Origin of the sequence: Clostridium sp. AN503 (assembly GCF_040719375.1) — a bacterium.
Classification (GTDB): domain Bacteria; phylum Bacillota; class Clostridia; order Lachnospirales; family Lachnospiraceae; genus Brotaphodocola.
This window is the reverse complement of record NZ_JBFDTP010000001.1, coordinates 620,205-642,861: the sequence shown is the minus strand read 5'-3', so window position 1 is coordinate 642,861 and position 22,657 is coordinate 620,205. Positions and strand designations below refer to the sequence as shown.

Below are 22,657 nucleotides of genomic sequence, written 5' to 3'. Positions count from 1 at the left end.
TGAACAGTTACGTATGTTTATTTGCAGGAGATAAAAGCATGAGTGATATGAGCTCCATGAACAGGGAGAGTAAGAAAAGGCAGCTCCGCCGTCAGATGGTATCCTCGGACACGCCGGTTTCCCGTCCGGGAGTCCGCAGCGAGGACAGCGAAGAGGCGGTGCGCAGGGCGCATAAAAAGGTGCAGCGGCGCAGGCTGATCATTGTACTGGCTGTGCTGATACTGGTGGGGGGAGGTGCAGGCGCCTGGTTCTATTATCAGCGGACTTACCAGTATACCAGTTTTGAGACGGCATGGCAGATCGATATCAATGAAGGAAGCCTTGTCGGATATGAAACTTTTGGCAATAATGTGCTGAAGTATACGAAGGACGGAGCATCTTACATTGATAACCGTGGGAAAAATATCTGGACAGAAAGTTATGAGATGAAGACCCCGATCGCGGCAGTGCAGGGGGATTATGCAGCTATTGCAGATAAGCAGGGGAACAGTATTTACATATGCAGCCTGGAGGGAAAGGTGGGACAGGCGACCACCGTTCTCCCGATCAGCAAGGTGGCTGTATCAGGTACGGGGATTGTGGCGGCGGTCCTGGAGGATTCTGTGTCCAGCTATATCACATTTTTTAACAAGGACGGCAGCAAGCTTGATATCCTGGTGAAGACAAAGATGTCCGGCGACGGATATCCGCTGGACATTGCCCTTTCGCAGGATGGGACCCAGCTTATGTGTTCGTTTATCTACCAGCAGGGCAGCGAGGTCAATAACCGGGTGGTATTTTACGATTTCTCCGAGGTGGGCAAAAATATCCCCAACCGACTGGTGGGTGGCTTTGACGAGCAGTTCAAGGATACCATGGTGCCGCGGGTAACCTATATGGGCGAGCCTTACTCCTGTGCATTTTCCGGCAGCGGCCTGACTTTTTTTTCCTCGAAGAACTTAGCGTCCCCGGAGCTGGTGGTCCAGATCCCGATCGAGGAGGGGATAGACAGCGTTTTCTATTCTGAGGATTATGCGGCAGCCATCGTGAAAAATAATTCAGGCGAATATGCCAGCCGCCTGGAGGTATATAAAAAAGACGGCACCCATGTGCTGAGCAAGGAGTTTTCCTATGAATATACCCACGCCGATATTGACGGTGATTTGATTATTCTGTATAATGAAGATTCATGTGAGATATTTAATATGGCAGGGGTACAAAAGCTGTATGCAACCTTTGATTATCCGATCTCCAAGATCCGCAGGGGAAGATTCCCGGACACTCTGGTAGTGACCGGACCACAGCAGATGCGGGAGATCAAACTGCACTAGAACGTGAATACTATAAAATAAAATCATCTAACACAGGAGGTCCTACCAATGAGCAATATTGATACTATGTCCGTTAATGCGATCCGTGTACTGTCCGCAGATGCGATCCAGAAGGCCAACTCCGGCCATCCGGGGCTGCCTCTGGGATGCGCCCCCATGGCGTATGAGCTGTGGATGAACCATATGAACCACAATCCGGCCGACCCGGATTGGGCGAACCGCGACCGGTTTGTATTGTCCGGCGGGCACGGCTCCATGCTCCTTTATTCCCTGCTCCATTTATTTGGGTATGGGGATCTGTCCAAAGAGGATCTGATGCAGTTCAGGCAGATGGGCTCTCTGACCCCGGGACATCCTGAGTACCGCCATACGGTGGGCGTGGAAGCAACCACAGGGCCTCTGGGCGCAGGCATGGGCATGGCTGTGGGCATGGCGATGGCGGAAGCACACCTGGCTTCCGTGTTCAATAAAGAAGATTATCCGGTAGTAGATCATTATACCTATGTACTGGGCGGGGACGGCTGCATGATGGAGGGCATTTCCTCCGAGGCATTTTCCCTGGCAGGTACACTGGGGCTGGACAAGCTGATCGTTTTATATGATTCCAACCGGATCTCCATCGAGGGAAGCACGGACATCGCGTTCACAGAGAACGTGCAGAAGCGCATGGAAGCCTTTGGATTCCAGACCATCCTTGTGGAGGACGGCAATGATCTGGCAGCGATCGGCGCGGCGATTGAGGAGGCAAAGGCGGACAGGTCGAGGCCGTCCTTTATCACGATCCGGACGGAGATCGGCTATGGCTGCCCGGCGAAGCAGGGTAAGGCCAGCGCCCATGGAGAGCCTCTGGGAGCGGAGAATGTAGAAGCCCTCAAGAAGAACCTGGGCTGGGAGAGTATGGAGCCGTTCTATGTACCGCAGGAGGTGTATGAGCATTTCAGCAGGGCGGCAGAGGATATGGCCGACGTGGAAGCCGCGTGGAACGTGATGTTTGCGGCATACTGCGAGGAGTATCCGGAGATGGAGGCTCTGTGGAACCAGTATTTTAACGGCAGACAGGAGATTGCGGATAAGCTTATGGCGGATGAAAGCTTCTGGGCTAACAGCGAGAAGCCGGAGGCGACCCGGAACCTGTCCGGCAAAGTGATCAATAAATTAAAGGATATGATGCCGAACCTGATCGGCGGTTCCGCCGACCTGGCGCCGTCCAACAAGACCAATATGAGCGGCGTGGGTGATTTCTCTAAGGAGGACCGCACCGGCAGGAACCTGCACTTCGGAGTCCGTGAGCTGGCAATGACTGCGATTGGGAACGGTATGATGCTCCATGGTGGTCTGCAGGCATATGTGGCGACTTTCTTTGTGTTCAGTGACTACACCAAGCCTATGGCGCGCCTGTCTGCACTGATGGGACTGCCGCTGACTTTTGTGTTCACCCATGACAGCATTGGCGTGGGCGAGGACGGGCCGACCCATGAGCCGATCGAGCAGCTTGCCATGTTCCGCGCCATGCCGAATTTTCATGTGTTCCGCCCCTGCGACGCTACGGAGACGGCAGCAGCGTGGTACAGCGCGGTGACTTCTGACAGGACGCCCACAGCTCTTGTGCTGACCAGGCAGAATCTGGCTCCGATGGCAGGAAGCAGCCGGGAAGCTCTTAAGGGCGCCTATGTGCTGGATGACTGTGAGGGCACTCCGGAGCTGATCCTGATGGCATCCGGTTCTGAGGTGGAGCTGGCAATGAAGGCGAAAGCCGTGCTGGCGGCTGAAGGGAAGAAGGTGCGTGTGGTCTCCATGCCATGCGTGGATCTGTTCGAGGAGCAGTCTGCGGAATATAAGGAATCCGTGCTTCCGAAGGAAGTCCGCAGGCGGGTTGCTGTGGAGGCACTCAGCGACTTCGGCTGGGGAAAATATATCGGTTTAGACGGCGCGGCTGTGACTATGACTGGTTTTGGAGCCAGCGGTCCGGCGGCAGAGCTGTTTGATCATTTTGGATTTACCGTGGACCATGTGGTAGAGGTGGCACGGTCTTTATAAGAAGTTTGCCATTGTTGGGGGCCGCTGCAGAAAAAACTGCGGCGGCCCTTTTTAGAGTTTGCTATTTGTGCAGAGCGCGGGCGATTGGCCTCCTTCATGGCTTACTGCACAAATGGTTCCCCTGTACTAAGATATTTTAACAATATTGAGTGATGCACCGGTACCAGCCTGTAATGTGACCTGACCATTTACACCATAAAGCTGCAGTGATAAGATATCGCCTGCTGTTAATGCCTGCATGAATGTCACGCTATATTCATTTGAAGCTGTTGAAGCGGTACTGACCGAATTCAATATTGGCGTACCATTTAAGGTTACTCTTGATGACATTGGCAGACCAGATGTCATTTTGATATCATAGGAAATTAAATAAGTTCCTGTTTGAGTTACTGTAAATGCTGTATTTGCAGCATTTGCCGTGAACCCGTTCATGTAGGGTTGGACTGGCAGAGATATATCAGTCCCATCGGTTGTTACGGAAAAGGTGCTTGCTGAAGTGTTAAGCGCTGACATTGCAGCAGAGACTCCTGATGCACCGGTCGGGCCGGTAGGGCCAGTGGAGCCGGTTGCGCCAGTTGGCCCAGCAGGGCCGGATGCTCCGGTTGAGCCTGTCGCTCCAGTTGAACCAGTCGCGCCAGTCGGACCGGTTGGCCCAGCAGGGCCGGATGCACCAGTTACGCCAGTTGGTCCAGTCGCACCAGTTGGCCCAGCAGGGCCGGATGCACCAGTTGCGCCAGTGGCACCAGTCGCACCCGTTGGCCCAGTTACGCCAGTAGATCCCTGCGGGCCGGGGCAGCCTCTGGGCCCCATGGGGCCAATTGGTCCGCGGTCACAACAACAGTAACAGTTTCCGGGGGTGTTACCACAGTTTATTTCGTTTGGATCATTATAAAACATAGCAATTGCTCCTTATTTATTATTCTTCCGACAGCAGGAACCGGGGGATGGGATGCTGCCTGAGCGGGCCCGTTCCCCTGCGCCAGCGGAATCACCAGGTAATCTGGGCTACCTGGCAGGATCTGACGCGGAAGGGAAAAAAAGGAGGGATGTCCGGTCCGTAAAAAAGCCGCGGCATCTGCTGAACGGTCTAATATAACATATGAAAAGTAAACAAGTTGTGTGAAACGGGGGAAGACAGAGTATGAAATTTATATGCAGTAAGTGCGGCAATCAATATGGCGATTCCGATATGCGGTGGAGATGTGTCTGTGGAGGAAGCCTGACCTGTGACTTCATTTCCACTTTTACAAAAGAAAAGATCAGACAGGACAGGTATAGCATGTGGCGATATGAGGGAGCGTATCCGCTGCATTATGAGGATGTGTCAATCTCTTTCCAGGAGGGTTTTACGCCTTTGGTGGCTATCCGGGCAAAGGGCTGCCAGGTCCGGGTCAAGATGGAACAGCTGATGCCTACCGGTTCTTTCAAAGACCGCGGAACGGTAATGGTGGTCAATTATCTGAACATGCATGGCGTTGATATGATCACAGAAGATTCATCAGGAAATGCAGGAGCTTCTGTGGCTGGATACTGTGCCTTGGGCGGGATTCCCTGTGAGATATATGTGCCAAAGGGGAACTCTGCCGGAAAACTGACGCAGATCCGCGCTTATGGGGCAGTGATTCATGAGATAGAAGGGAGCCGGGATGCGGTGGCTCTTGCAGCCCAGCAAAACAGCGAATCTTACGCAGGACACAACTGGCATCCCATGTTTATCCAGGGCACCAAATCCCTGGCGTATGAATTGTGGGAACAGAACGGGTTTAAGGCCCCGGACAATATCGTAGCTGCCGCGGGAAATGGAAGCGCGGCGCTGGGACTTTACTGCGGATTTAGGGAATTGATGGAAAACGGGCAGATCGATCATATGCCAAGGCTTTTTGCAGTCCAGGCAGAAAATTGCAATCCCATTTACAGACAATATATGGGTATGGAACGGAAACAGCGGTATGAAAAGACCATTGCAGAGGGGATCGCGCTGGCAGGCCCCAATAAAACAGAGCAGGTGATCACTGCCATAAAAGAAACGGATGGAGCCGTTCTTTCCGTGAGCGAGGAAGAGATCGCAAAAGCCCTGTGGGAGCTGGCGTCAATGGGGATTTATGCGGAGCCTACGTCTTCAGCGGCGTATGCCGGGATCAGGAGGCTTTGCAGAGAACGGATACTGGGCAGAGAGGACGATGTGGTCATGATCGTGTCGGGGAACGGTCTGAAGGCTGGCAGCGAGATTGAGGGCCTGCGCTCATTTATGGCAGGGGAGAAAAAATATTGTTAAAGGAACAAGCACTTGCATTCGGGATGGGTTTCTTTTATACTACTAGGTAATGAGATATCATCTGCCGGGAGTATGTCGGGGCCCGGGGAGGAAAAGGAGCGGATAAGATGGAGAAAAAGTGTATTGGGATTGACATTGGCGGTACTTCTGTAAAACTGGGCCTGTTTGAGACTGACGGCACACTGCTGTTCAAGTGGGAGGTTCCCACCCGCAAGGAAGAAGGCGGGAAATACATCCTGGAGGATGTGGCGGCATCCATCCGGGAAGTGCTGAATGAGAAGGAGATCCACCTAACGGATATCGTGGGCGCGGGCATGGGCGTGCCGGGGCCGGTGATGCCGGACGGGCATGTGGAAGTGTGTGTGAACCTGGGCTGGCGCAATGTAAATCCGCAGGAGGAATTGAGCGCTATGCTGGACGGTATGCGGATCCGCAGCGGCAATGATGCCAACGTGGCCGCCCTTGGCGAAATGTGGCAGGGAGGCGGCATGGGCTTTACCGATGTAGTGATGGTGACCCTTGGCACCGGCGTGGGCGGAGGCATCATCATTGATGGGAAGATCATTGCCGGCAAGCATGGTCTTGGCGGGGAGATCGGCCATATCCATATCCGTGATGAGGAGACCGAGTACTGTAACTGCGGCGGCGTGGGCTGCGTGGAGCAGATCGCCAGCGCTACGGGCATCGCCAGGGAAGCCAGAAGGAAGATGGCGGCAGGCGACGCTCCGTCGGCTCTTAGAAAGTACGGAGACCAGGTGACAGCCAAGGATGTGCTCGACGAGGCCAAGGCAGGGGATGCCCTGGCGATGGAGGTTGTGGAGATCGTGGGACATTATCTGGCAAGGACTCTGGCGCTTCTGACCATGACCGTGGATCCGGAGATGTTCGTGATCGGCGGCGGTGTGTCGAAGGCAGGCCAGTTCCTGATCGATGTGATCGACAAGTATTATCAGCAGTACACCCCGATCTCTCCGTATAAGGGAGTGATTGGTCTGGCAAAGCTCGGGAACGACGCCGGGATCTATGGTGCTGCAAAGCTGGTTTTGGATTAGGCCCTGAAGCAGAGACTTTGAGCGGGACAGGGGACCGGGCATGAGCGTCCGGTTCTCCTGTCCCTGATAAAATGAGGAGACCCCGGTGGATTCTCATCCAACCGGGGCAATTATGAAAAATCTATGTGCAATTTGACTATGATATCAAGTTACAACCTTGATTTTTTATAAATTTAGTATAAGAAATATCTGTGAACAAAATGTGAACGCATTGTAAACAGATTGTGAAAATCAGGGTAAAAGTTATAATTATTTTTTGGAAACAGGAATAAAATTGTGAAATGTGCAAAAAAGAATTAACGGAGGAGATTATGGCAGAGGAGAGAAGAAGAAAGACCATTGTGATCGGACATAAGAACCCGGATACGGACTCCATATGTTCTGCTGTCTGTTATGCGAATCTGAAGGCAACGGTCACCGGGAAGGAATATGTGCCGGGACGTGCGGGCCATATCAATGAGGAGACCCAGTTTGTGCTGAACTACTTTGGGGTGGAGCCGCCGGAGCTGGTGGAGAATGTAAAGACCCAGGTGCGTGATATTGAGATCCGTGAGACGAAAGGTGTGAACCGGAATATTTCCCTGAAAAAAGCCTGGAATCTGATGCAGGACGCCAGCGTAGTGACCCTGCCGGCGGTCAGCAGCGGCGATGTGCTGGAAGGTCTGATCACGGTGGGCGACATCACAAAGTCTTACATGAATGTTTATGACAGCAGTATTTTGTCCAAAGCAAGGACCCAGTACAGCAATATTATCGAAACGTTGGAGGGCGCCCTGGTTGTGGGCAGTGCCGATGCGTATTTTGAAGAGGGAAAGGTACTGATCGCGGCGGCCAACCCGGATATGATGGAGTACTATATCGCGCCCCATGACCTGGTGATCCTGGGGAACCGTTATGAGTCCCAGCTCTGCGCCATCGAGATGGATGCGGACTGCATCATCGTCTGTGAGGGCGCGGCGGTGTCCATGACGATCCGCAAGCTGGCTCAGGAGCATGGCTGTACGGTGATCACCACCCCCTATGACACCTATACGGCGGCCCGCCTGGTGAACCAGAGTATGCCGATCAGCTATTTTATGAAGACGGAGAACTTGATCACTTTCGAGGACACGGATTTCATCGATGAGATCAAGGAAGTGATGGCCAGCAAGCGCCACCGGGATTTCCCGATCTTAGACAAGGACGGCAAGTACAAGGGCATGATCTCCCGCCGGAACCTGTTGGGCGCCAAAGGCAAGCAGATCATCCTGGTGGACCACAATGAGAAGAACCAGGCGGTGAGCGGCATTGAAAATGCAGATATCCTGGAGATCATCGACCACCACAAGCTGGGCACGGTAGAGACCATCTCCCCGGTATTTTTCCGCAACCAGCCCCTGGGCTGTACGGCGACGATCGTTTACCAGATGTACAATGAAAATAATGTGATGATCGACAAAAAGACCGCAGGGCTTTTGTGCAGCGCGATCATTTCCGATACGCTGCTGTTCCGTTCGCCCACCTGCACGGAGATCGACAAGATGGCTGCTCTGGCATTGGCCGGGACCGCGGGGATCGATATTGACAAGTATGCCGCGGAGATGTTTGCCGCAGGCAGCAACTTAAAAGGCAAGAGCGACGAGGAGATCTTTTATCAGGACTTCAAGCGGTTCAGCGCAGGGAAAGTTTCCTTCGGTGTGGGCCAGATCAGCTCTCTAAATGAGGAGGAGCTGGCGCAGCTCAAGGAGCGTATGCTTCCATACCTGCAGAAGGCCCATGAAGCCCACGGTGTGGATATGCTGTTCTTCATGCTGACCAACATCCTGACGGAATCCACGGAGCTTCTGTGCGAAGGCGCGGGAGCGGAGACGTTGATCATGAATGCATTTCATGTGGATGCTGAGGAAGAGTTGTCCGACGCGAAGGAGTGCGTGGTGGAGCTGCCGGGGGTGGTGTCCAGGAAGAAGCAGCTGATCCCGGCGATCATGATCGCATGTGAGGCATAGTGAAAGGCTGGAAATACAGTAATGGCAACAGTGATTGTGAGACTTTCGCGGAGCTTGTCATGTTCCAGCCAAATGTGGAATCATATCAGATTAAATATCGGAGGCGGTAAACGAATATGAGCAAAATCACATGGCGCGGAGGCAATATGCTATACCCTGTCCCCGCAGTAATGGTGAGCTGCCAGCGGCCGGGAGAAAGACCGAATATCATCACCGTGGCCTGGGCGGGGACTGTCTGTTCAACGCCTGCCATGCTTTCCATATCGGTGAGAAAAGAGCGGTATTCTTATGATATCATCAAAGAGACCGGGAATTTTGTGGTGAATCTGGTAAACCGGGATCTTGTTTTTGCTACCGACTACTGCGGGGTAAAGTCCGGCAGGGACACGGACAAGTTTGCGGAAATGAAGCTGACGGCGCAGGCCTCGGAGCATATCGATGCGCCGGGGATTCTGGAGAGCCCGCTGAACTTAGAGTGCAGGGTGACCCAGGTGATCCCCCTTGGAAGCCATGATATGTTCCTGGCGGAGATTGTGGGAGTGACGGTGGATGAAAGGTATATGGATGAAAAGGGGACATTTCATTTAAATGACGCGGGTCTGGTGGCATATTCCCACGGCACGTATTTTGAATTGGGGGATAAATTAGGGACGTTTGGGTATTCGGTGAAAAAGCTGGGGCGGAAGGTCAGCAGCGGAAGGCTGCCCGCTGACGGCAAACCGGCAACCGGTGACAAGTCCAGAACCGGCGGGAAATCCAGAACTGGCGAGAAGCCAGCAACCGGCGGCAAGCCAGCAACTGATGGCAAGTCCAAGTCTGGCAAAAAGGCGACAACCAGCGGCAAATCCGCCTCTGCCCGAAAGCCCTCAAATCATACAGGCAGGAGAAAGACATCATGAAATCGAACATAACACTGATCGGCATGCCGGCATCCGGCAAGAGCACGGTAGGGGTACTTTTGGCAAAACGGCTGGGGTATTCCTTTGTGGACGTGGATATCGTCATCCAGGAAAAGACAGGAAAGCTTCTAAAAGAGATCATCGAGGAGCAGGGAACGGAAGGATTTTTAAAGGTGGAGGACCGGATCAACCGGGAGTTGGATGTGAAGCATTCTGTGATCGCTCCGGGCGGCAGTGTCATCTATGGAGAAAAGGCCATGGAGCATCTAAAGGAGATCAGCACCGTGGTCTATCTAAAGCTCAGCTATCGGGATGTGAAACTCCGCCTTGGCGATCTGAAAGACCGGGGCGTTGCGCTGAAGGACGGCATGAGCCTGCGGGATCTGTACAATGAGCGGGTGCCGCTGTATGAAAAATATGCAGATATTACGGTGGACGAATCCGGCAAGACGCCGGGGGCGACCGTGGACGAGCTGCGGGCGATGATGGAAGCGCGCATGGCCCGGGGGGAGATGTAATGCCAGACAGTCCGGGCGAGAATCCGGAGAAAGGGAGCGATGAGATGAAATATATTGTGATGCTTGGGGATGGAATGGCCGATTATCCCATAGAGGAACTTGGCGGAAAGACCCCACTGGAGGTGGCGAAGAAACCGAATATTGACCGGTTGGCCCAGGGCGGTGAGCTGGGTATGGTGAAAACGGTGCCGGAGGGGATGAAACCGGGCAGCGATGTGGCGAACCTTTCTGCTATGGGTTATGACCCACTCAAATGTTATACGGGACGTTCTCCTCTTGAGGCGGTCAGCATCGGGATCCAGATGACAGACACGGATGTGGCATTCCGCTGTAACTTAGTGACGCTGTCTGATGAGACGGAATATGCGGATAAGACCATGATGGATTACAGCTCCGGGGAGATCACCACTGCCGAGGCAGCGGAGCTGATCAAAGCGGTGGATGCGGCGTTTCGGACCGATGAGATCGTATTTTATCCGGGGATCAGCTACCGGCACTGTATGATCTGGCGGGAAGGGCCGGTGGGGCTTAATTTAACGCCGCCTCACGACATCTCAGACCAGAAGGTGGGAACATACCTGCCGGAGGATCCGGTGATCCTGGATCTGATGAAACGCAGCTATGAGGTGCTCAAAGACCATCCGGTCAATCAGGACCGCCGGGCAAGGGGACTGAATCCAGCCAACTCCATCTGGCTGTGGGGGGAAGGCACCAGGCCGGGCGTTTTCAGATTTGAAGATATGTACGGCGTGAAGGCGTCCGTGATCTCCGCTGTAGATCTGATCAAAGGGATCGGCATCTGCGCCGGGATGAAGGTGATTGAAGTGGAAGGCGCCACCGGAAATATTGACACCAACTTTAAAGGCAAGGGCGAGGCGGCCCTCCAGACCCTGTTGGATGGGCAGGATCTGGTCTACATCCATGTGGAAGCGCCGGATGAATGCGGCCACCACGGGGATGTGGATGGAAAGGTACGCTCCATTGAGCTGATCGATGAGCAGATCGTGGGGCCGCTGTTAAAGGGTCTTGAGGATGCCGGGGAGGAATATTCCATCCTGGTGATGCCGGATCACCCGACTCCCATCGCCATCAAGACCCACATCTCGGACCCGATCCCTTACCTGCTGTACCGCAGCACGGAGACGGTGGAATCGGGGATCAGCTCTTATACGGAAAAAAACGGGGCAAGTACCGGGCGGTTTGTGGCTCAGGGGCAGGAACTGATGAAGAAGTTGCTGGGCAGATAGATCAGAGTGTGAGCTCCCGACTCCACTCATCAGCAAGACGGTCTAAGGTAAATACTGCGTTGGCAGGACTGGTAGAGGGGCATTTGACAGCCTCCCTGCCTGTCTGGGCTTCGCAGTATTTTTTGTACAGGGAAAAAGCGGTGCTGCCATTTGCAATGATCTTCTCTATGTCTGCGGCCTGCAGGACGCGGTTTAGATCCGCGGGGGTCACGTTCCGGATGCTGCTGTCGCTGGAACCTTTGATGTCACATGCGGCGATCACGTCCCAGATGGCGATGCGATGGCGCAGCAGCATGGTCTTTTTCTCTTCGATGGTGTTTGGCAGCGGTTCGCTCAGGAGCCGGGCCATCAGTCTCCAGAACCGGTTTTGAGGATGCCCGTAATAAAAGTCATTCTCCCGGGATTTGACGGAAGGGAAGCTGCCGAGAATCAGGATGCGGGAATTCTCATCGTATACGGGCTCGAAGGTGTGGCGGACGTGGGTGTAGGGGGATTTTTCGGTGTTCATGTCTGGACGGCGCTCCTTTGTAAGTTTTCTTTTTATATTATGATAGCGGAAACTGGGGGAGATTACAAGGGGAAGGAAAATGACAGATTTCTAAATAAAGAATTGCTTTACTCCGTACAGGCTGATAATATAATACGTAGAGAAGGCCGGAGGATAGCAATGGACAAGCGCAGCAGGACAGAACGTCTGGTAAACATTGCCAGACTATACTATGAAGAAGACAGGACGCAAAATGAGATAGCAAAGCAGTATGGGATCTCCCGGCCGATGGTGAGCCGGTTGTTAAAGGAAGCGAAAACAGAGGGGATCGTGGATATCCGGATCCGGGAGCCGGAGTATGCGGCGGGCCGCGGTGAGAGCTGGATGGAAGGGCTGCGCCGCAGCTTCGGCATCTGCGGCGGCGCGGTGGTACCGGATGGAAATCAGGATCTGGAGACCAATGCCGCGGTGGCGGAGGCCGCGCTTGGGTATCTGGAGGCCCTGGGGCAGGAACGGCTTGGGATCGGCTGGGGCCATATCATCGGCGACCTGGTTTCCCGGGTGGAGCAGAGCGGGAAGCCGGTTTCCATCTGCAGGGCGATCTGCCCGCTGATCGGAAACGGCGGGGTAGGGCTTAAGAATTACCACTCCAACGAACTGGTGCGGGTGCTGGCAGAGTGCAGCGGCGCGCAGCCGGAGTTCATCTATAGTCCGGCCTGCGTATTGTCGGAGCAGGAATTGAGGCTTACGAAGGAACTGGAGAATTACCGCGCGGTACGTGAGGCGTGGGAGCGCCTGGATGCAGCGCTGGTGAATATTGGGAATTTCCCGTCGGTGCCGGATTTTGCTTCTGAGGCACGTTATGGGGACCTGTTGGTAAAACAGAAAGCGGTAGGGCGGATCCTGAATTACTTTGTGGACGGAAATGGACATGTCATCCATTCGGATACGGATTATGCGATCCAGATCCCGCTGGAACTTTTGGGGCGGGTCCGCCATGTGGTGGGAATCTGCTCTGCTAATACGAAACCGAAAGCTCTCAGCGGGGTGCTGCGCTCCGGGTATGTAAATCATATTATTGCTCCGGAACATGTGGTAAAAGCAGTTTTAGAAGAATAGGGTTACATATGTAACTAAACTGATCAGCGTCTGGTTGTGTTTGTACACAAACAGACGCTGTTTTTGTGCATATTGATTAAAAATATATAAATTAAAATGTATTTATTGACATAGAACCTGACAAGTGTTACGCTTAACTCAGCACATATGAGAAATAAAAAGGAAAGGAGGTTACATATGTTACTTTTAGAACCAGAAGTAAAGAAGATGCTGCGTGGAGTAGCACGGCTGTGGAATGAGAACAAGGACCGGCTCAGCGAGATCGACTCCCGGTTCGGAGACGGCGACCACGGAGTGACCATCGGCAAGATTGCCGGCTTGATGGAGCGGAGCCTGGATGCATGGGAGGATGATGACATCGAGACATTTATCCAGGATCTGGGGGATGATACGATGGAGATAGGCGGCGGAAGCGCAGGTCCTCTCTACGGAACCCTGATCGGAGGCCTGGCGGAACCGCTGACTGGCGGTGAGGGGATCGACGGAGCGGGTTTAAAGGCCATGTTCGCAGGCAGCCTGTCGGCGATGGAGGATATCACTACGGCCAAGGTTGGTGACAAGACGATGATGGATGCGCTGATCCCGGCGGTGGAAGCGGCTGCCCAGGCTTCAGATGATGTGATGGAGATTCTGAAGGCGGCGGCGGAAGCGGCGGAGCAGGGGGCAAAGGAGAGCGAGAACTATATCTCAAAGTTTGGCAGGGCCAGAAGCTACAAGGAGCAGACCATCGGCACGCCGGACGCAGGAGCGGTGAGCACGTCACTGTTTTTTAAAGGGCTGTATGAAGGGCTGTATGAAGGGCTGCATGAGGCGGAGCAGTGATTTGGAGTAGCAGAACATGAACAGCGATAGTAAATGGCACGGCGCGGCGGAGCAGCAGTAAAATAGAGCTGTGAGGCGCGGCAGAGATATGGGGCAGCAGGACACCGCAATGATTGAGTTAAAAAGACGCGGTAGATTCAGAACAAAATAGAACAGGAGAAGAAAACAGATATGAAAATGAAAAAATTTATCAACAATCCGGAGAACCTGACACCTGAATTGCTGGAAGGATTTGCAGAAGCACACAAGGATCTTGTAGTATTGGGCGATGAACGTATGGTCATCAACAAAAAATTGGATTCGGCAGACCGTGTGACGATCGTGACCCAGGGAGGTTCCGGGCATGAGCCGGCGATCAGTGGTTTTGTGGGTGAGGGCATGGTAGACATCTCGGTAGTGGGCGATGTATTTGCGGCTCCTGGACCGCAGGCCTGCGTGGACGCGATCAAGCTGGCGGATAAGGGAAAAGGCGTGCTCTATATCGTGCTGAACCACGCGGGCGATATGCTGACCGGCAACCTGACCATGAAGAAATGTGCCAAAGAAGGGCTGAATGTGGTAAAGGTAGTGACCCAGGAGGATATTGCCAACGCTCCGAGAAGCAATGCGGATGACAGACGGGGGCTGGTGGGCTGCATTCCCACCTACAAGATCGCGGGAGCGGCAGCAGCGGAAGGCAAGAGCCTGGAGGAGGTTGCGGCGGTCGCACAGCGTTTTGCGGACAATATGGCGACCCTGGCCGTGGCGGTGACCGGGGCAACCCATCCGGCGACCGGCAGCCTGTTAGCAGATCTGGGTGAGGACGAGATGGAGATCGGCATGGGCCAGCACGGCGAGGGCGGCGGCGGACGCCAGCCTCTTAAATCTGCGGACGAGACAGCCCAGATCATGCTGGACGGCCTGATCGCAGACTTAGGCATCAAGGAAGGCGAGAAGATCATGCTGATCTTAAATGGTACAGGCGCAACCACGCTGATGGAGCTGTTTATCATTTACCGTAAGTGTGTGTCTTACCTGAAAGAAAAGAATATTGAGATCGTCGCCAACCACGTGGGCGAGCTTTTGACCGTGCAGGAGCAGGGCGGTTTCCAGATGTTTATGGCGAGGATGGACGACGAGCTGCTTCATTACTGGAACGCGCCGTGCAACACCCCTTATATGAAAAAGTAAGAAGTGAAGAGAGTTTGAGCGGTTTTCCAAAGTAAAGGAGGAAGGTTATGTCAGCAGAATATATGCACATCGGAATCCCGGTTCTGAACAAAAAAGAGGGAATGACTTACAACGAGGACATGAAGTTCTGGGTCAGCAATGTGGACGACTATGATTTTAAGATTGAGTACTTGAAGTTCGAGGAGGGAACGCCCTTCCCGGAGATCCTTTCCAAACAGCCTCATGTGGCTTACAAGGTGGACGATTTAGACCAGTATGTAGCCCAGGCCCAGCGGGTGATCTGCGGGCCTATGGACTGCGGTCCCGGCGCGAGGCTTGCGTTTGTGGCCTGGGACGATGCGATCATTGAACTTTACGAGCAGAAATAAGGAGACCAGGCTATGTTAGTGAATATGAATACGGTTTTGCGCCATGCGGAGGAGAAACAGTGCTGCGTTGGGGCGTTTGATACGCCGAACCTGGAGATCCTGATGGCGGTCATCCGCGCGGCTGAGAAGCGGAATGAACCTGTGATCATCCAGCACGCCCAGCTTCATGAGCCAGAGATGCCGATCCGCATCATCGGCCCCATCATGGTGCGGATGGCAAAAGAGTCTTCTGTTCCGGTCTGTGTGATGCTGGATCACGGCGAGGACATGGAGTATGTGAAAACGGCTCTGGATCTGGGGTTCTCCGCAGTCATGTACGACGGCTCCTCCAAACCTTATGAGGAAAATGTCCGCATGACAAAGGAGGTAGTCGCTCTGGCGAAGGAGTATGACGCCAACGTGGAAGCCGAGATCGGCATTGTGACCGGACATGAGGGACGGGAATTTGCGATCCAGGACGTCAGCGAGGCCTATACGGACCCGGATCTGGCTGCCCGGTACGTGAAGGAAACAGGGATCGACGCTCTGGCGGCGTCGGTGGGTACGGTGCACGGATTCTACGCCACCAAGCCGAAGCTGGACTTTGAGCGGATCGAGAAGATAAAAGAACTGACCGGTGTGCCGCTTGTGATGCACGGCGGTTCCGGCATCAGCGTGGAGGATACCCAGCACGCGATCCGCTGCGGAATCCGAAAGATCAATTATTTCTCCTATATGTCCAACGCGGGTGTGAGGGGCGTGAAAAAGCTTCTGGAAGAAAAAGAAGTGAAGTATTTTCACGATCTGGCAAACGCTGCGGTTGACGCGATGGAGGAGGATGTGCTGAGCGCGATGGCGATGTTTGCACTGGAGTGAAAAATATAGTTAGTGAGTGGCGGAGGGGTCGCAGCCTCCGCCATTTGCTGTGTTTGGAAGGGAGGCAGGGGCCATGGGGCTTTGGACTCCGGCTCCCTTCCGGCTACGGTTTTTCGGAGGCTGCTGGGGGCGGGCTACCGCCAATCAACATTGGTGGTAAGGAAAGGGCGGGGAGAGTGTTTGGTGACAACAGTAACGGGAACAGGAAAAATAGGCCGACAAAACAGAATTTGTCGAATGCCCATTCTTTATTTTTTTACACCGATTAGTAACAACCATCTATGATCAAACCATATTTGCCCATCTTTCCAATATGGTTCAAAGCCCGTCTTTACACCGCCATTTATATCAGCAGTCATAAGTTCAACTATATGTTTTTGAATATCCACAGGCGTATCTGTCAGTTCCATCCAGCTTTGAAGATTCACAGGTACAAGAGTTGTTTCCTTCACTTGAAGATCAAACTCATCCTGATACAGCAATACAAATTCCTCCCGGCTCAATATTCGTGTGTGGGAATCATCACGCATTTTTTCTATGGCATCATTACTTTCTCTCAATTCCTCTGCTGTAGCTTCCATATCCCAGACCACTAATTTCCCGCCGTTTTTTAGCACTCTTTGCATCTCACCGAAAAGTTTTTGCGGTTCTGTAAAATGATGCAGAGACAGTCTTGTGATGACAAGGTCGAAGGAACCGTCATCATAGGGTAATTTCATTGCATTATCTATAACAAAAGATATGTTTTGTATATGATTTTTTGCAGCAAGTTTCTTTCCCTGCTCAAGCATCTCTTCCGTCAAATCCAGGCAAATAACATCTTTTACATAAGGCGCCAGGGCTCTCCCGCATATACAGGTTCCGGCTGCAACCTCCAATGTGTGTTCATTGCCTTCTGCATGAATCCGCCCTGTCAAATAATCGGTGTATTCTGCCTTAGACATATGATATGCTGCAAATTTTTCCGCCTGCTTTCCAAATGACTTTTTTACTTTGTCGTAGTGATTCATAGTGCCGTCCCTTTCTTTGGAATCATAAATTTGTCCATATCATTTTGTTCCAGTTTAAGCAGTGCAATTTTATTCTTAATCCCTCCACCGTAACCTGTCAAAGAGCGATTTGAACCTACCACCCTGTGGCAGGGAACTATGAGGCAAATAGGATTCCACCCGACAGCACCGCCAACAGCACGGGAAGACATCTTTTCAATTCCCCGTTTTTTCGCAATGTCTCCGGCGATGTCTCCATATGTTATCGTTTCCCCATAGGGAATTGACAGCATATATCCCATGACTTCCTTCCGAAAGTCCGTAAGGTTTTCTATTTTGTATTTCGGAACAAAATCCGGCTTTTTTCCTTCAAAATATAAATCCAGCCACTTCATCGTATCTTCAAAAACCGGAAGCAGCTTTTCTGCGCAGTCAATACAATGCTTGGCTGCATCTCTTGAACCTTCAAACCATAAACCTGTAAGAAACTCCCCATCGCTGTTCATCCAAATATCCGAAAAATCATCCGGTGTTTTATAATAATATTTGTACTTCATCGTTTTACACCTCTTTTCAACACCATCTATTTTTCCAGATACTCATTGGAATCTTTTGGCGCTTCCTCTCTATCCACATCCGTATACTCACGAATAGTCGAACACACTGTAATTTTGTAGCTTTCAAACAGTTGTTCTTTTCCTTCCTTTTGGCACATACGATGCTCCATCACATTTCTCCAGCGTTCTACTGCCGTTTCGTCTGCCCAGACATTCATGGACAGCAATTTTCCTTCCTCGTTCAGACTTGTAAACCTTTCTGCACGGATAAATCCTTCAAACCCGGACAACATAGGCTTTAACATTGCAGCATTATCCAGGTATTTTTGCATTCCCGCCTTTGTGGGTTTTACTTCAAACAATACAATTACTTTACTCATGTCGAAAATCTCCTGTTCTTCTTTTGTTTTTACGTTCTCTCCGGTATTCAGACGGCGTGATTTTTTCTTCTTTTTTGAAAAAGCTATAGAACGCTGATAAGCTGCCAAATCCAACCGAGTAGGCAATATCAATCACTTTTTTATCGGTGTCCTTCAAAAGCCGTTTTGCTTCTGCTAATCGGAGATGGTCGGCATAGGCTTTTGGTGTCATTCCGTATTCATCCTTAAAAATATCAGCAAGCCGCCGTCCCGTGATGCCAACCTCATTCAGTTTTTGGCACAAATCAGCCTGCTCACAATAGACTTTTTCAATTTTGCATTTTACATCCTCGGCAATCTGCTTCATAGGCTGATAGTCGATTAAGTCACTTCTACAGCGTTTGCAGGGACGAAACCCAGCTTTTCTTGCCTGCTCTGATGTTTCAAAGAAACAGATATTTTCTTTTTTGGGTGGTTTTGACTTACAGGAAGGGCGGCAGTATATTCCTGTCGTTTTAACAGCGTAAAAGAAGACGCCGTCATATCCCGCATCATTGTTCAAAACTGCCTGCCACATTTCCTGTTCCGTCATGATTTTTTCCTCGTTGGTGCAGGGTCAGTAAGCTCAGGAATCGCACCTCCTGCGATTGCCCATAGATAAAGGCTGGCAACTGTACCATAAGGGGAATATCTTTTTCGGTATCGTTCAAACTTTGCCCTATCTATTTCTTTATGGCGATACAGCATACGCATTCCCCGTATAATAGCCAAATCTCCATAGCTGACCACATCGGGACGCTGCATACAAAATGTCATAATCATTTCCGCAGTCCAGACACCAATCCCCTTTAGAGAAGACAATTCCTGAATGACCTGTTCATCTGCCATATGATCCAGAGCTGATATATCAAAGGAACCCTCTCTGACCTTCTCGGTGAAGTCCAGAATGTAGTCAGCCTTTTTGTAGGTCATGCCTATGGATTGTAATTCATCACGGTTTAACGACGAGATACTTTCCGCACTTACATCACCAACTTTATCTGACAATCGATTCCATAGTGTTGCCTGTGCTGCAGTTGAGATCTGCTGTCCAATGATATGATGGACAACGGATGAGAATAAATCATCATCAACTTTACGGTCAATATGTCCAATTCGATCAATGACCGCTTCTAATTTTTTATCTTTAGATTTCAAATAATCTATTTCTTTTTCTCCATAATTAAAGTACAAATGCTTCACCTCCATAACGAGAGAATATCACTTCTTGGCGAGTGTTTCTTTTCGTTTTTGGAAATCTAATTCTATATATTGATCCCATTAAATTCCAATCTGCCGTTCTACCTGCTCTGCCGACCACACATCTAATTGTTCTTTTGTATAATCTTTCGCAAGCACTCCAGTTTTCTGTGTCGTTTGGTAGTAGTACAGTTACATCTTATCATATTGTCATATGCCTCACAACAAAGAATGTCTATAACATCATCCAGAAAACGCATAGAATTGTAAACAAAGTTTAAAGCATAATAATCAGAGATCTGCTATAGTAGAAGAAAGATAGGGAACAGCCACTTGGAGGTAAGGTTTATGGAAGTAAAAAAGGGTATGATTCTGTTGGCGGTTGTCCTGGGGCTATCAGGCTGTGGCCTGAAAACTGAGGTTAAAACAAGCATGGACAGCGGATTGGATAATGTGGAAATAGATTATTATGAGAAATTAATAGAAGCTGCAAGAGAGTGTATCTTACAGAGCAGGGATGGTAAAACATCAGAAACGTATGAATTTACCCCGGGTGAACCAGGAGAATCACTGGGTTATATGATACAATGCAGTCCAAAGAAAGATGGGGAATTATCGGAGAAATATTATATCAGCAGTGTTATGATGACTCCCAGGAGTTATGAGATATTGGGATATTTGATACAAGATATAGACGGAAATGGAACAGATGAACTGATTTTTGGAGGAAATGAGACCGGCCCGGATGGTGCTCGGACTGGGATTATCTATGATATATATACGATATCGGATGGAAAGCTTGTATATGTGCTGAATGGATGGGAGCGAAACAGATATTATCTCTGTAACAATGGAATGATCGCGAATGAGGGCTCCAGCGGCGCGGCTCATTCCAGTTACTCATATTTTACTTTTGAAGGATCAGAGCTTCACTTGGTGGAATCGGTAATATATGATGGGGACAAGGATAGAGATAATCCATGGTTTCATTCAACCGAGTCTGAATATGATGCAAAAAGCGCAGAGCCAATAAGTGAGAAGAGAGCGGACGAAATCAGGGAAAAGTATACTTATGAATATCCAGCATTTATTCCGTTTACAGAGGATAATTAGCTGCGTTCCCAATCTATGAAGTAAAATAACTGCGATAGCGAGGTGCAGACAATGTTAATAGTATCGTTGAGGATCAAACTTCATGCGCCTTGGGTTCACTCACTCAAAGAGAAGCGTATGATCGTCAAAAGCCTGATGGCTAAACTGCGGAACAAATTTAACGTATCGGTTGCGGAGGTGGATGAGCAGGACATACACCAGACCATTGTCATCGGCGTGGCGGCGATTGTGCCCCATCATGCCCAGGCAGACAGCGTTACAGAGGAGCTGCAGTATTTTATAGAAGGGAACACGGAAGCGGAGATCGTGGAGATTGAAAAGGAGACGTATTAGCTTCCATTCTTCACGAGAGACAAATCCGATTCTGTCCCAATATACAATATCAGCGTCTTTGCGAACAAAAGCTACAATTACAATGCAGCTTAAATCCAAATCATCCTCACAGACCAGAAGCGGCAGAATAACTGGTTCTTCCCGGTCAATCAGATTCCAGATAAAACGGATTTCGCCTCTGTGCAAAAGATCCTTTCCCCACGCAGGATACAATCCCAGCAAGGATACAGAGCCTTTGAAATAACCTCCTTCTGACGCTTTGGCGTACGAATCCACATAATACGGCAGGAATACGCCATCGATCATAAGATGCTGCTCCTTGTAACCATATGGGGTCTGCATTGGCTTGACTGCAATCGTATTCACGTTTCCTCCTTCATAGAGTTATGCTTTTTTTCTAGTTTAATAATCCTGTCATCCGTTGGATTCCAAAAATTATAATGTACTTCACCGCCATTCGTATTTAATCTGGTTTTAAACTCCTTTATTTTAAAAATGAATGAAAACACATCTTTTATAGGGCGCTCGCTGCTTTCGGACTTTGTAATGGTAGTGCTGCCAAGCCATTGCAACGGCTCGCCGGAATACATGGTCGCGGAGCATAGTTCATTGTTTAATATCCCTATTAGGGTTTTGGCCATCTCCTTGTAGTCATTTTTGTTGGGATAATAATGCTCATGGTATATTCCATATGAAAGCGTGAATTCTTCTTCTAAATCAATATAAATTTTATTTTTTGAATAGGGATTGGGTATTGTAATGCACACGTCTGCTTCATCTAAATATTCATATTCATCATCATCATGATAATGCAGTTCATATTGATACCCGCTTAATAGATCACATAATTCCTGTAATGCATCATGTGTATCAATGAAATCTTCTCCCATAAATCCTCCTATACTGTATTCTGGTTCCTGGCACAACAGATTGGAAGCTTCTAATAACGTTCATAGCAGATCCATCAGTCTTCTAAGTCCGTCCCGGGTGTCATCCTGGTTGCTGAGCTTTGAGTAAGATGCGGTCTTTTGGAAGGTCTGGTAGGACTTTAGGTCTTCTGTCAGGAAGTTGTGGAACAGCATGTCAAAGAGCACCAGGATCAGGATCTCGCGGGAGATCGTGTCGCTGCTGTGGAGCAGGTCTGTCTTGGGGATCAGCAGGGTCAGATTGGCATGGGTGGCGCACAGGGACTTCTCATAGTTGGATATGAGGATCACGCTGCTCTTGTTCTTTTTAAAATCCGCAAGGATTGAGGACAGCTGCTTGTGGTTGCCGGACAGGGAGATCGTGATGAACAGGTCGGTTTCTCCGGACAGGCTCTGGTAGAGACGCAGTGTGTCGTAGTTGGTGAGGGACTGGACCGTAAGGCCCAGGGTCATGAACTTGTGGGCGATGATCTCTGCTACGTTTTTGTTGAAGTCCAGTCCGACGATGAAGATGCGCCGGGCCTTCAGCATCATCTCCCGGGCGTGGTCGATGTCCGCCGGGTTGGTGAGGTTGAACAGGCTGTCCAGCAGAAGCTTTAAGTCGCTGAGCAGGGAGGAGTAGTCGGAGTGGTTGACGGAGGAGGAGTTCTTATCAAGCTCCTTCTGCATGGTGTATTTTAATTCGTTCAGCCCGCTGTAGCCTACCTTCTGGGCAAAACGGATGATGCTTGCGTCGGAGGTGCCGATCTCCCGGGCCAGTTCCTGGGCGCTCAGCTCGATAAAACTGGTGGTATTTTTTTTGATATACTGGACGATCTTCCAGTCTGTCTTGGTAAACTGATTGGACATCCCGTCTATGCGGGCCATCAGGGTAAAGAGTTCGTAATGTTCAGCCATGGATGAGTTTGTCTTCCTTTCATCACTTTTGTAGTGACTCTGTAGTGAATTTCAATTTGAGTATAACATATTTCTGCTCTAAAATTCAACAAGCCTTATT

Annotated in this window: 24 protein-coding genes; 15 read left to right on the top strand and 9 right to left on the bottom strand. The window is 50.7% G+C overall.

Annotation, left to right across the window (positions count from 1 at the left end; genetic code table 11):
- Positions 1 to 38: 38 nt before the first annotated feature.
- Positions 39 to 1,310: a DUF5711 family protein gene (locus tag AB1I67_RS02735; protein WP_367028282.1), complete on the top strand. Its 1,272-nt coding sequence runs from the start codon at positions 39 to 41 to the stop codon at positions 1,308 to 1,310.
- A 48-nt stretch (positions 1,311 to 1,358) separates the two neighbouring features.
- A complete protein-coding gene (tkt, locus tag AB1I67_RS02730; RefSeq protein ID WP_367028281.1) occupies positions 1,359 to 3,347 on the top strand; it encodes a transketolase in 1,989 nt (662 codons plus the stop codon).
- 126 nt (positions 3,348 to 3,473) lie between these two features.
- Here tkt and AB1I67_RS02725 read toward each other — a convergent pair whose 3' ends face one another.
- Positions 3,474 to 3,860 carry a hypothetical protein gene (locus AB1I67_RS02725; protein ID WP_367028280.1) on the bottom strand — a complete coding sequence of 129 codons (387 nt, stop codon included), beginning with the start codon at positions 3,858 to 3,860 and terminating at the stop codon, positions 3,474 to 3,476.
- A gap of 766 nt (positions 3,861 to 4,626) precedes the next feature.
- Between AB1I67_RS02725 and AB1I67_RS02720 the strand changes: the two genes are divergently transcribed.
- The 6 genes from AB1I67_RS02720 (at position 4,627) to AB1I67_RS02695 (ending at position 11,323) form a co-directional block, all read left to right on the top strand.
- Positions 4,627 to 5,622: a threonine synthase gene (locus AB1I67_RS02720; RefSeq protein ID WP_367028279.1), complete on the top strand. Its 996-nt coding sequence runs from the start codon at positions 4,627 to 4,629 to the stop codon at positions 5,620 to 5,622.
- Positions 5,623 to 5,729: 107 nt separating this feature from the next.
- Positions 5,730 to 6,674 carry an ROK family glucokinase gene (locus AB1I67_RS02715; protein WP_367028278.1) on the top strand — a complete coding sequence of 315 codons (945 nt, stop codon included), beginning with the start codon at positions 5,730 to 5,732 and terminating at the stop codon, positions 6,672 to 6,674.
- A 311-nt stretch (positions 6,675 to 6,985) separates the two neighbouring features.
- Positions 6,986 to 8,659: a putative manganese-dependent inorganic diphosphatase gene (locus tag AB1I67_RS02710; RefSeq protein WP_367028277.1), complete on the top strand. Its 1,674-nt coding sequence runs from the start codon at positions 6,986 to 6,988 to the stop codon at positions 8,657 to 8,659.
- Positions 8,660 to 8,775: 116 nt separating this feature from the next.
- The gene (locus AB1I67_RS02705; RefSeq protein WP_367028276.1) at positions 8,776 to 9,558 is read left to right on the top strand and encodes a flavin reductase family protein; all 783 of its coding nucleotides are present in this window, start codon (positions 8,776 to 8,778) and stop codon (positions 9,556 to 9,558) included.
- A complete protein-coding gene (locus tag AB1I67_RS02700; protein WP_367028275.1) occupies positions 9,555 to 10,076 on the top strand; it encodes a shikimate kinase in 522 nt (173 codons plus the stop codon). The genes AB1I67_RS02705 and AB1I67_RS02700 overlap by 4 nt, the downstream gene beginning before the upstream one ends.
- Before the next feature lie 44 nt (positions 10,077 to 10,120).
- Positions 10,121 to 11,323, top strand: coding sequence for a cofactor-independent phosphoglycerate mutase (locus tag AB1I67_RS02695; RefSeq protein ID WP_367029136.1), 1,203 nt, complete (start codon positions 10,121 to 10,123; stop codon positions 11,321 to 11,323).
- 1 nt (position 11,324) lies between these two features.
- On the opposite strand, the gene AB1I67_RS02690 is transcribed toward AB1I67_RS02695, so the two are convergent.
- A complete protein-coding gene (locus AB1I67_RS02690; protein WP_367028274.1) occupies positions 11,325 to 11,831 on the bottom strand; it encodes a DNA-deoxyinosine glycosylase in 507 nt (168 codons plus the stop codon).
- A gap of 159 nt (positions 11,832 to 11,990) precedes the next feature.
- Here AB1I67_RS02690 and AB1I67_RS02685 point away from each other — a divergent pair, with 159 nt between their 5' ends.
- From AB1I67_RS02685 to AB1I67_RS02665, 5 genes are all read left to right on the top strand, one after another.
- The gene (locus AB1I67_RS02685) at positions 11,991 to 12,929 is read left to right on the top strand and encodes a sugar-binding domain-containing protein (protein WP_367028273.1); all 939 of its coding nucleotides are present in this window, start codon (positions 11,991 to 11,993) and stop codon (positions 12,927 to 12,929) included.
- 177 nt (positions 12,930 to 13,106) lie between these two features.
- On the top strand, positions 13,107 to 13,751 hold the full coding sequence (locus AB1I67_RS02680; RefSeq protein WP_367028272.1) for a dihydroxyacetone kinase subunit L: 645 nt from the start codon (positions 13,107 to 13,109) through the stop codon (positions 13,749 to 13,751).
- A 171-nt stretch (positions 13,752 to 13,922) separates the two neighbouring features.
- Positions 13,923 to 14,921 (top strand): dihydroxyacetone kinase subunit DhaK, encoded by a 999-nt coding sequence (locus tag AB1I67_RS02675; protein WP_367028271.1) that lies wholly within the window; start codon positions 13,923 to 13,925, stop codon positions 14,919 to 14,921.
- Between the two features lie 47 nt (positions 14,922 to 14,968).
- Positions 14,969 to 15,289 carry a hypothetical protein gene (locus tag AB1I67_RS02670; protein WP_367028270.1) on the top strand — a complete coding sequence of 107 codons (321 nt, stop codon included), beginning with the start codon at positions 14,969 to 14,971 and terminating at the stop codon, positions 15,287 to 15,289.
- A 12-nt stretch (positions 15,290 to 15,301) separates the two neighbouring features.
- Entirely contained in the window at positions 15,302 to 16,144 is an 843-nt protein-coding gene (locus AB1I67_RS02665; protein ID WP_367028269.1) for a class II fructose-bisphosphate aldolase, read from the top strand.
- Positions 16,145 to 16,392: 248 nt separating this feature from the next.
- Here the strand turns inward: AB1I67_RS02665 and AB1I67_RS02660 are convergent, their stop codons facing one another.
- From AB1I67_RS02660 to AB1I67_RS02640, 5 genes are read right to left on the bottom strand one after another with little or no spacing between them, the layout of a single operon-like run.
- Entirely contained in the window at positions 16,393 to 17,154 is a 762-nt protein-coding gene (locus AB1I67_RS02660; protein ID WP_367028268.1) for a class I SAM-dependent methyltransferase, read from the bottom strand.
- The gene (locus AB1I67_RS02655; RefSeq protein ID WP_367028267.1) at positions 17,151 to 17,690 is read right to left on the bottom strand and encodes a methylated-DNA--[protein]-cysteine S-methyltransferase; all 540 of its coding nucleotides are present in this window, start codon (positions 17,688 to 17,690) and stop codon (positions 17,151 to 17,153) included. Before AB1I67_RS02655 ends, AB1I67_RS02660 begins: the two co-directional genes overlap by 4 nt.
- A 26-nt stretch (positions 17,691 to 17,716) precedes the next feature.
- Positions 17,717 to 18,070 carry an antibiotic biosynthesis monooxygenase gene (locus AB1I67_RS02650; protein ID WP_367028266.1) on the bottom strand — a complete coding sequence of 118 codons (354 nt, stop codon included), beginning with the start codon at positions 18,068 to 18,070 and terminating at the stop codon, positions 17,717 to 17,719.
- A complete protein-coding gene (locus AB1I67_RS02645; protein WP_367028265.1) occupies positions 18,063 to 18,641 on the bottom strand; it encodes an Ada metal-binding domain-containing protein in 579 nt (192 codons plus the stop codon). Before AB1I67_RS02645 ends, AB1I67_RS02650 begins: the two co-directional genes overlap by 8 nt.
- A complete protein-coding gene (locus tag AB1I67_RS02640) occupies positions 18,638 to 19,282 on the bottom strand; it encodes a DNA-3-methyladenine glycosylase (protein ID WP_367028264.1) in 645 nt (214 codons plus the stop codon). Before AB1I67_RS02640 ends, AB1I67_RS02645 begins: the two co-directional genes overlap by 4 nt.
- Before the next feature lie 354 nt (positions 19,283 to 19,636).
- Between AB1I67_RS02640 and AB1I67_RS02635 the strand changes: the two genes are divergently transcribed.
- Positions 19,637 to 20,401, top strand: coding sequence for a hypothetical protein (locus AB1I67_RS02635; RefSeq protein ID WP_367028263.1), 765 nt, complete (start codon positions 19,637 to 19,639; stop codon positions 20,399 to 20,401).
- Positions 20,402 to 20,452: 51 nt separating this feature from the next.
- Positions 20,453 to 20,734, top strand: coding sequence for a DUF503 domain-containing protein (locus AB1I67_RS02630; RefSeq protein WP_367028262.1), 282 nt, complete (start codon positions 20,453 to 20,455; stop codon positions 20,732 to 20,734).
- Between the two features lie 362 nt (positions 20,735 to 21,096).
- Here the strand turns inward: AB1I67_RS02630 and AB1I67_RS02625 are convergent, their stop codons facing one another.
- Both AB1I67_RS02625 and AB1I67_RS02620 read right to left on the bottom strand, forming a co-directional pair.
- A complete protein-coding gene (locus AB1I67_RS02625) occupies positions 21,097 to 21,624 on the bottom strand; it encodes a hypothetical protein (protein WP_367028261.1) in 528 nt (175 codons plus the stop codon).
- Positions 21,625 to 21,684: 60 nt separating this feature from the next.
- Complete coding sequence (locus tag AB1I67_RS02620) at positions 21,685 to 22,557, bottom strand: MurR/RpiR family transcriptional regulator (RefSeq protein ID WP_367028260.1); 873 nt, start codon at positions 22,555 to 22,557, stop codon at positions 21,685 to 21,687.
- Between the last annotated feature and the right edge of the window lie 100 nt (positions 22,558 to 22,657).

Coding starts and splice junctions, on each gene's coding strand:
- AB1I67_RS02660 (WP_367028268.1), bottom strand. CDS start 17,154: ATGAATCACTACGACAAAGTAAAAAAGTCATTTGGAAAGCAGGCGGAA.
- AB1I67_RS02670 (WP_367028270.1), top strand. CDS start 14,969: ATGTCAGCAGAATATATGCACATCGGAATCCCGGTTCTGAACAAAAAA.
- AB1I67_RS02705 (WP_367028276.1), top strand. CDS start 8,776: ATGAGCAAAATCACATGGCGCGGAGGCAATATGCTATACCCTGTCCCC.
- AB1I67_RS02690 (WP_367028274.1), bottom strand. CDS start 11,831: ATGAACACCGAAAAATCCCCCTACACCCACGTCCGCCACACCTTCGAG.
- AB1I67_RS02725 (WP_367028280.1), bottom strand. CDS start 3,860: ATGTCAGCGCTTAACACTTCAGCAAGCACCTTTTCCGTAACAACCGAT.
- AB1I67_RS02635 (WP_367028263.1), top strand. CDS start 19,637: ATGGAAGTAAAAAAGGGTATGATTCTGTTGGCGGTTGTCCTGGGGCTA.
- AB1I67_RS02735 (WP_367028282.1), top strand. CDS start 39: ATGAGTGATATGAGCTCCATGAACAGGGAGAGTAAGAAAAGGCAGCTC.
- AB1I67_RS02625 (WP_367028261.1), bottom strand. CDS start 21,624: ATGGGAGAAGATTTCATTGATACACATGATGCATTACAGGAATTATGT.
- AB1I67_RS02655 (WP_367028267.1), bottom strand. CDS start 17,690: ATGAAGTACAAATATTATTATAAAACACCGGATGATTTTTCGGATATT.
- AB1I67_RS02720 (WP_367028279.1), top strand. CDS start 4,627: ATGTGGCGATATGAGGGAGCGTATCCGCTGCATTATGAGGATGTGTCA.
- AB1I67_RS02665 (WP_367028269.1), top strand. CDS start 15,302: ATGTTAGTGAATATGAATACGGTTTTGCGCCATGCGGAGGAGAAACAG.
- AB1I67_RS02695 (WP_367029136.1), top strand. CDS start 10,121: ATGAAATATATTGTGATGCTTGGGGATGGAATGGCCGATTATCCCATA.
- tkt (WP_367028281.1), top strand. CDS start 1,359: ATGAGCAATATTGATACTATGTCCGTTAATGCGATCCGTGTACTGTCC.
- AB1I67_RS02630 (WP_367028262.1), top strand. CDS start 20,453: ATGTTAATAGTATCGTTGAGGATCAAACTTCATGCGCCTTGGGTTCAC.
- AB1I67_RS02675 (WP_367028271.1), top strand. CDS start 13,923: ATGAAAATGAAAAAATTTATCAACAATCCGGAGAACCTGACACCTGAA.
- AB1I67_RS02710 (WP_367028277.1), top strand. CDS start 6,986: ATGGCAGAGGAGAGAAGAAGAAAGACCATTGTGATCGGACATAAGAAC.
- AB1I67_RS02685 (WP_367028273.1), top strand. CDS start 11,991: ATGGACAAGCGCAGCAGGACAGAACGTCTGGTAAACATTGCCAGACTA.
- AB1I67_RS02680 (WP_367028272.1), top strand. CDS start 13,107: ATGTTACTTTTAGAACCAGAAGTAAAGAAGATGCTGCGTGGAGTAGCA.
- AB1I67_RS02650 (WP_367028266.1), bottom strand. CDS start 18,070: ATGAGTAAAGTAATTGTATTGTTTGAAGTAAAACCCACAAAGGCGGGA.
- AB1I67_RS02645 (WP_367028265.1), bottom strand. CDS start 18,641: ATGACGGAACAGGAAATGTGGCAGGCAGTTTTGAACAATGATGCGGGA.
- AB1I67_RS02620 (WP_367028260.1), bottom strand. CDS start 22,557: ATGGCTGAACATTACGAACTCTTTACCCTGATGGCCCGCATAGACGGG.
- AB1I67_RS02700 (WP_367028275.1), top strand. CDS start 9,555: ATGAAATCGAACATAACACTGATCGGCATGCCGGCATCCGGCAAGAGC.
- AB1I67_RS02715 (WP_367028278.1), top strand. CDS start 5,730: ATGGAGAAAAAGTGTATTGGGATTGACATTGGCGGTACTTCTGTAAAA.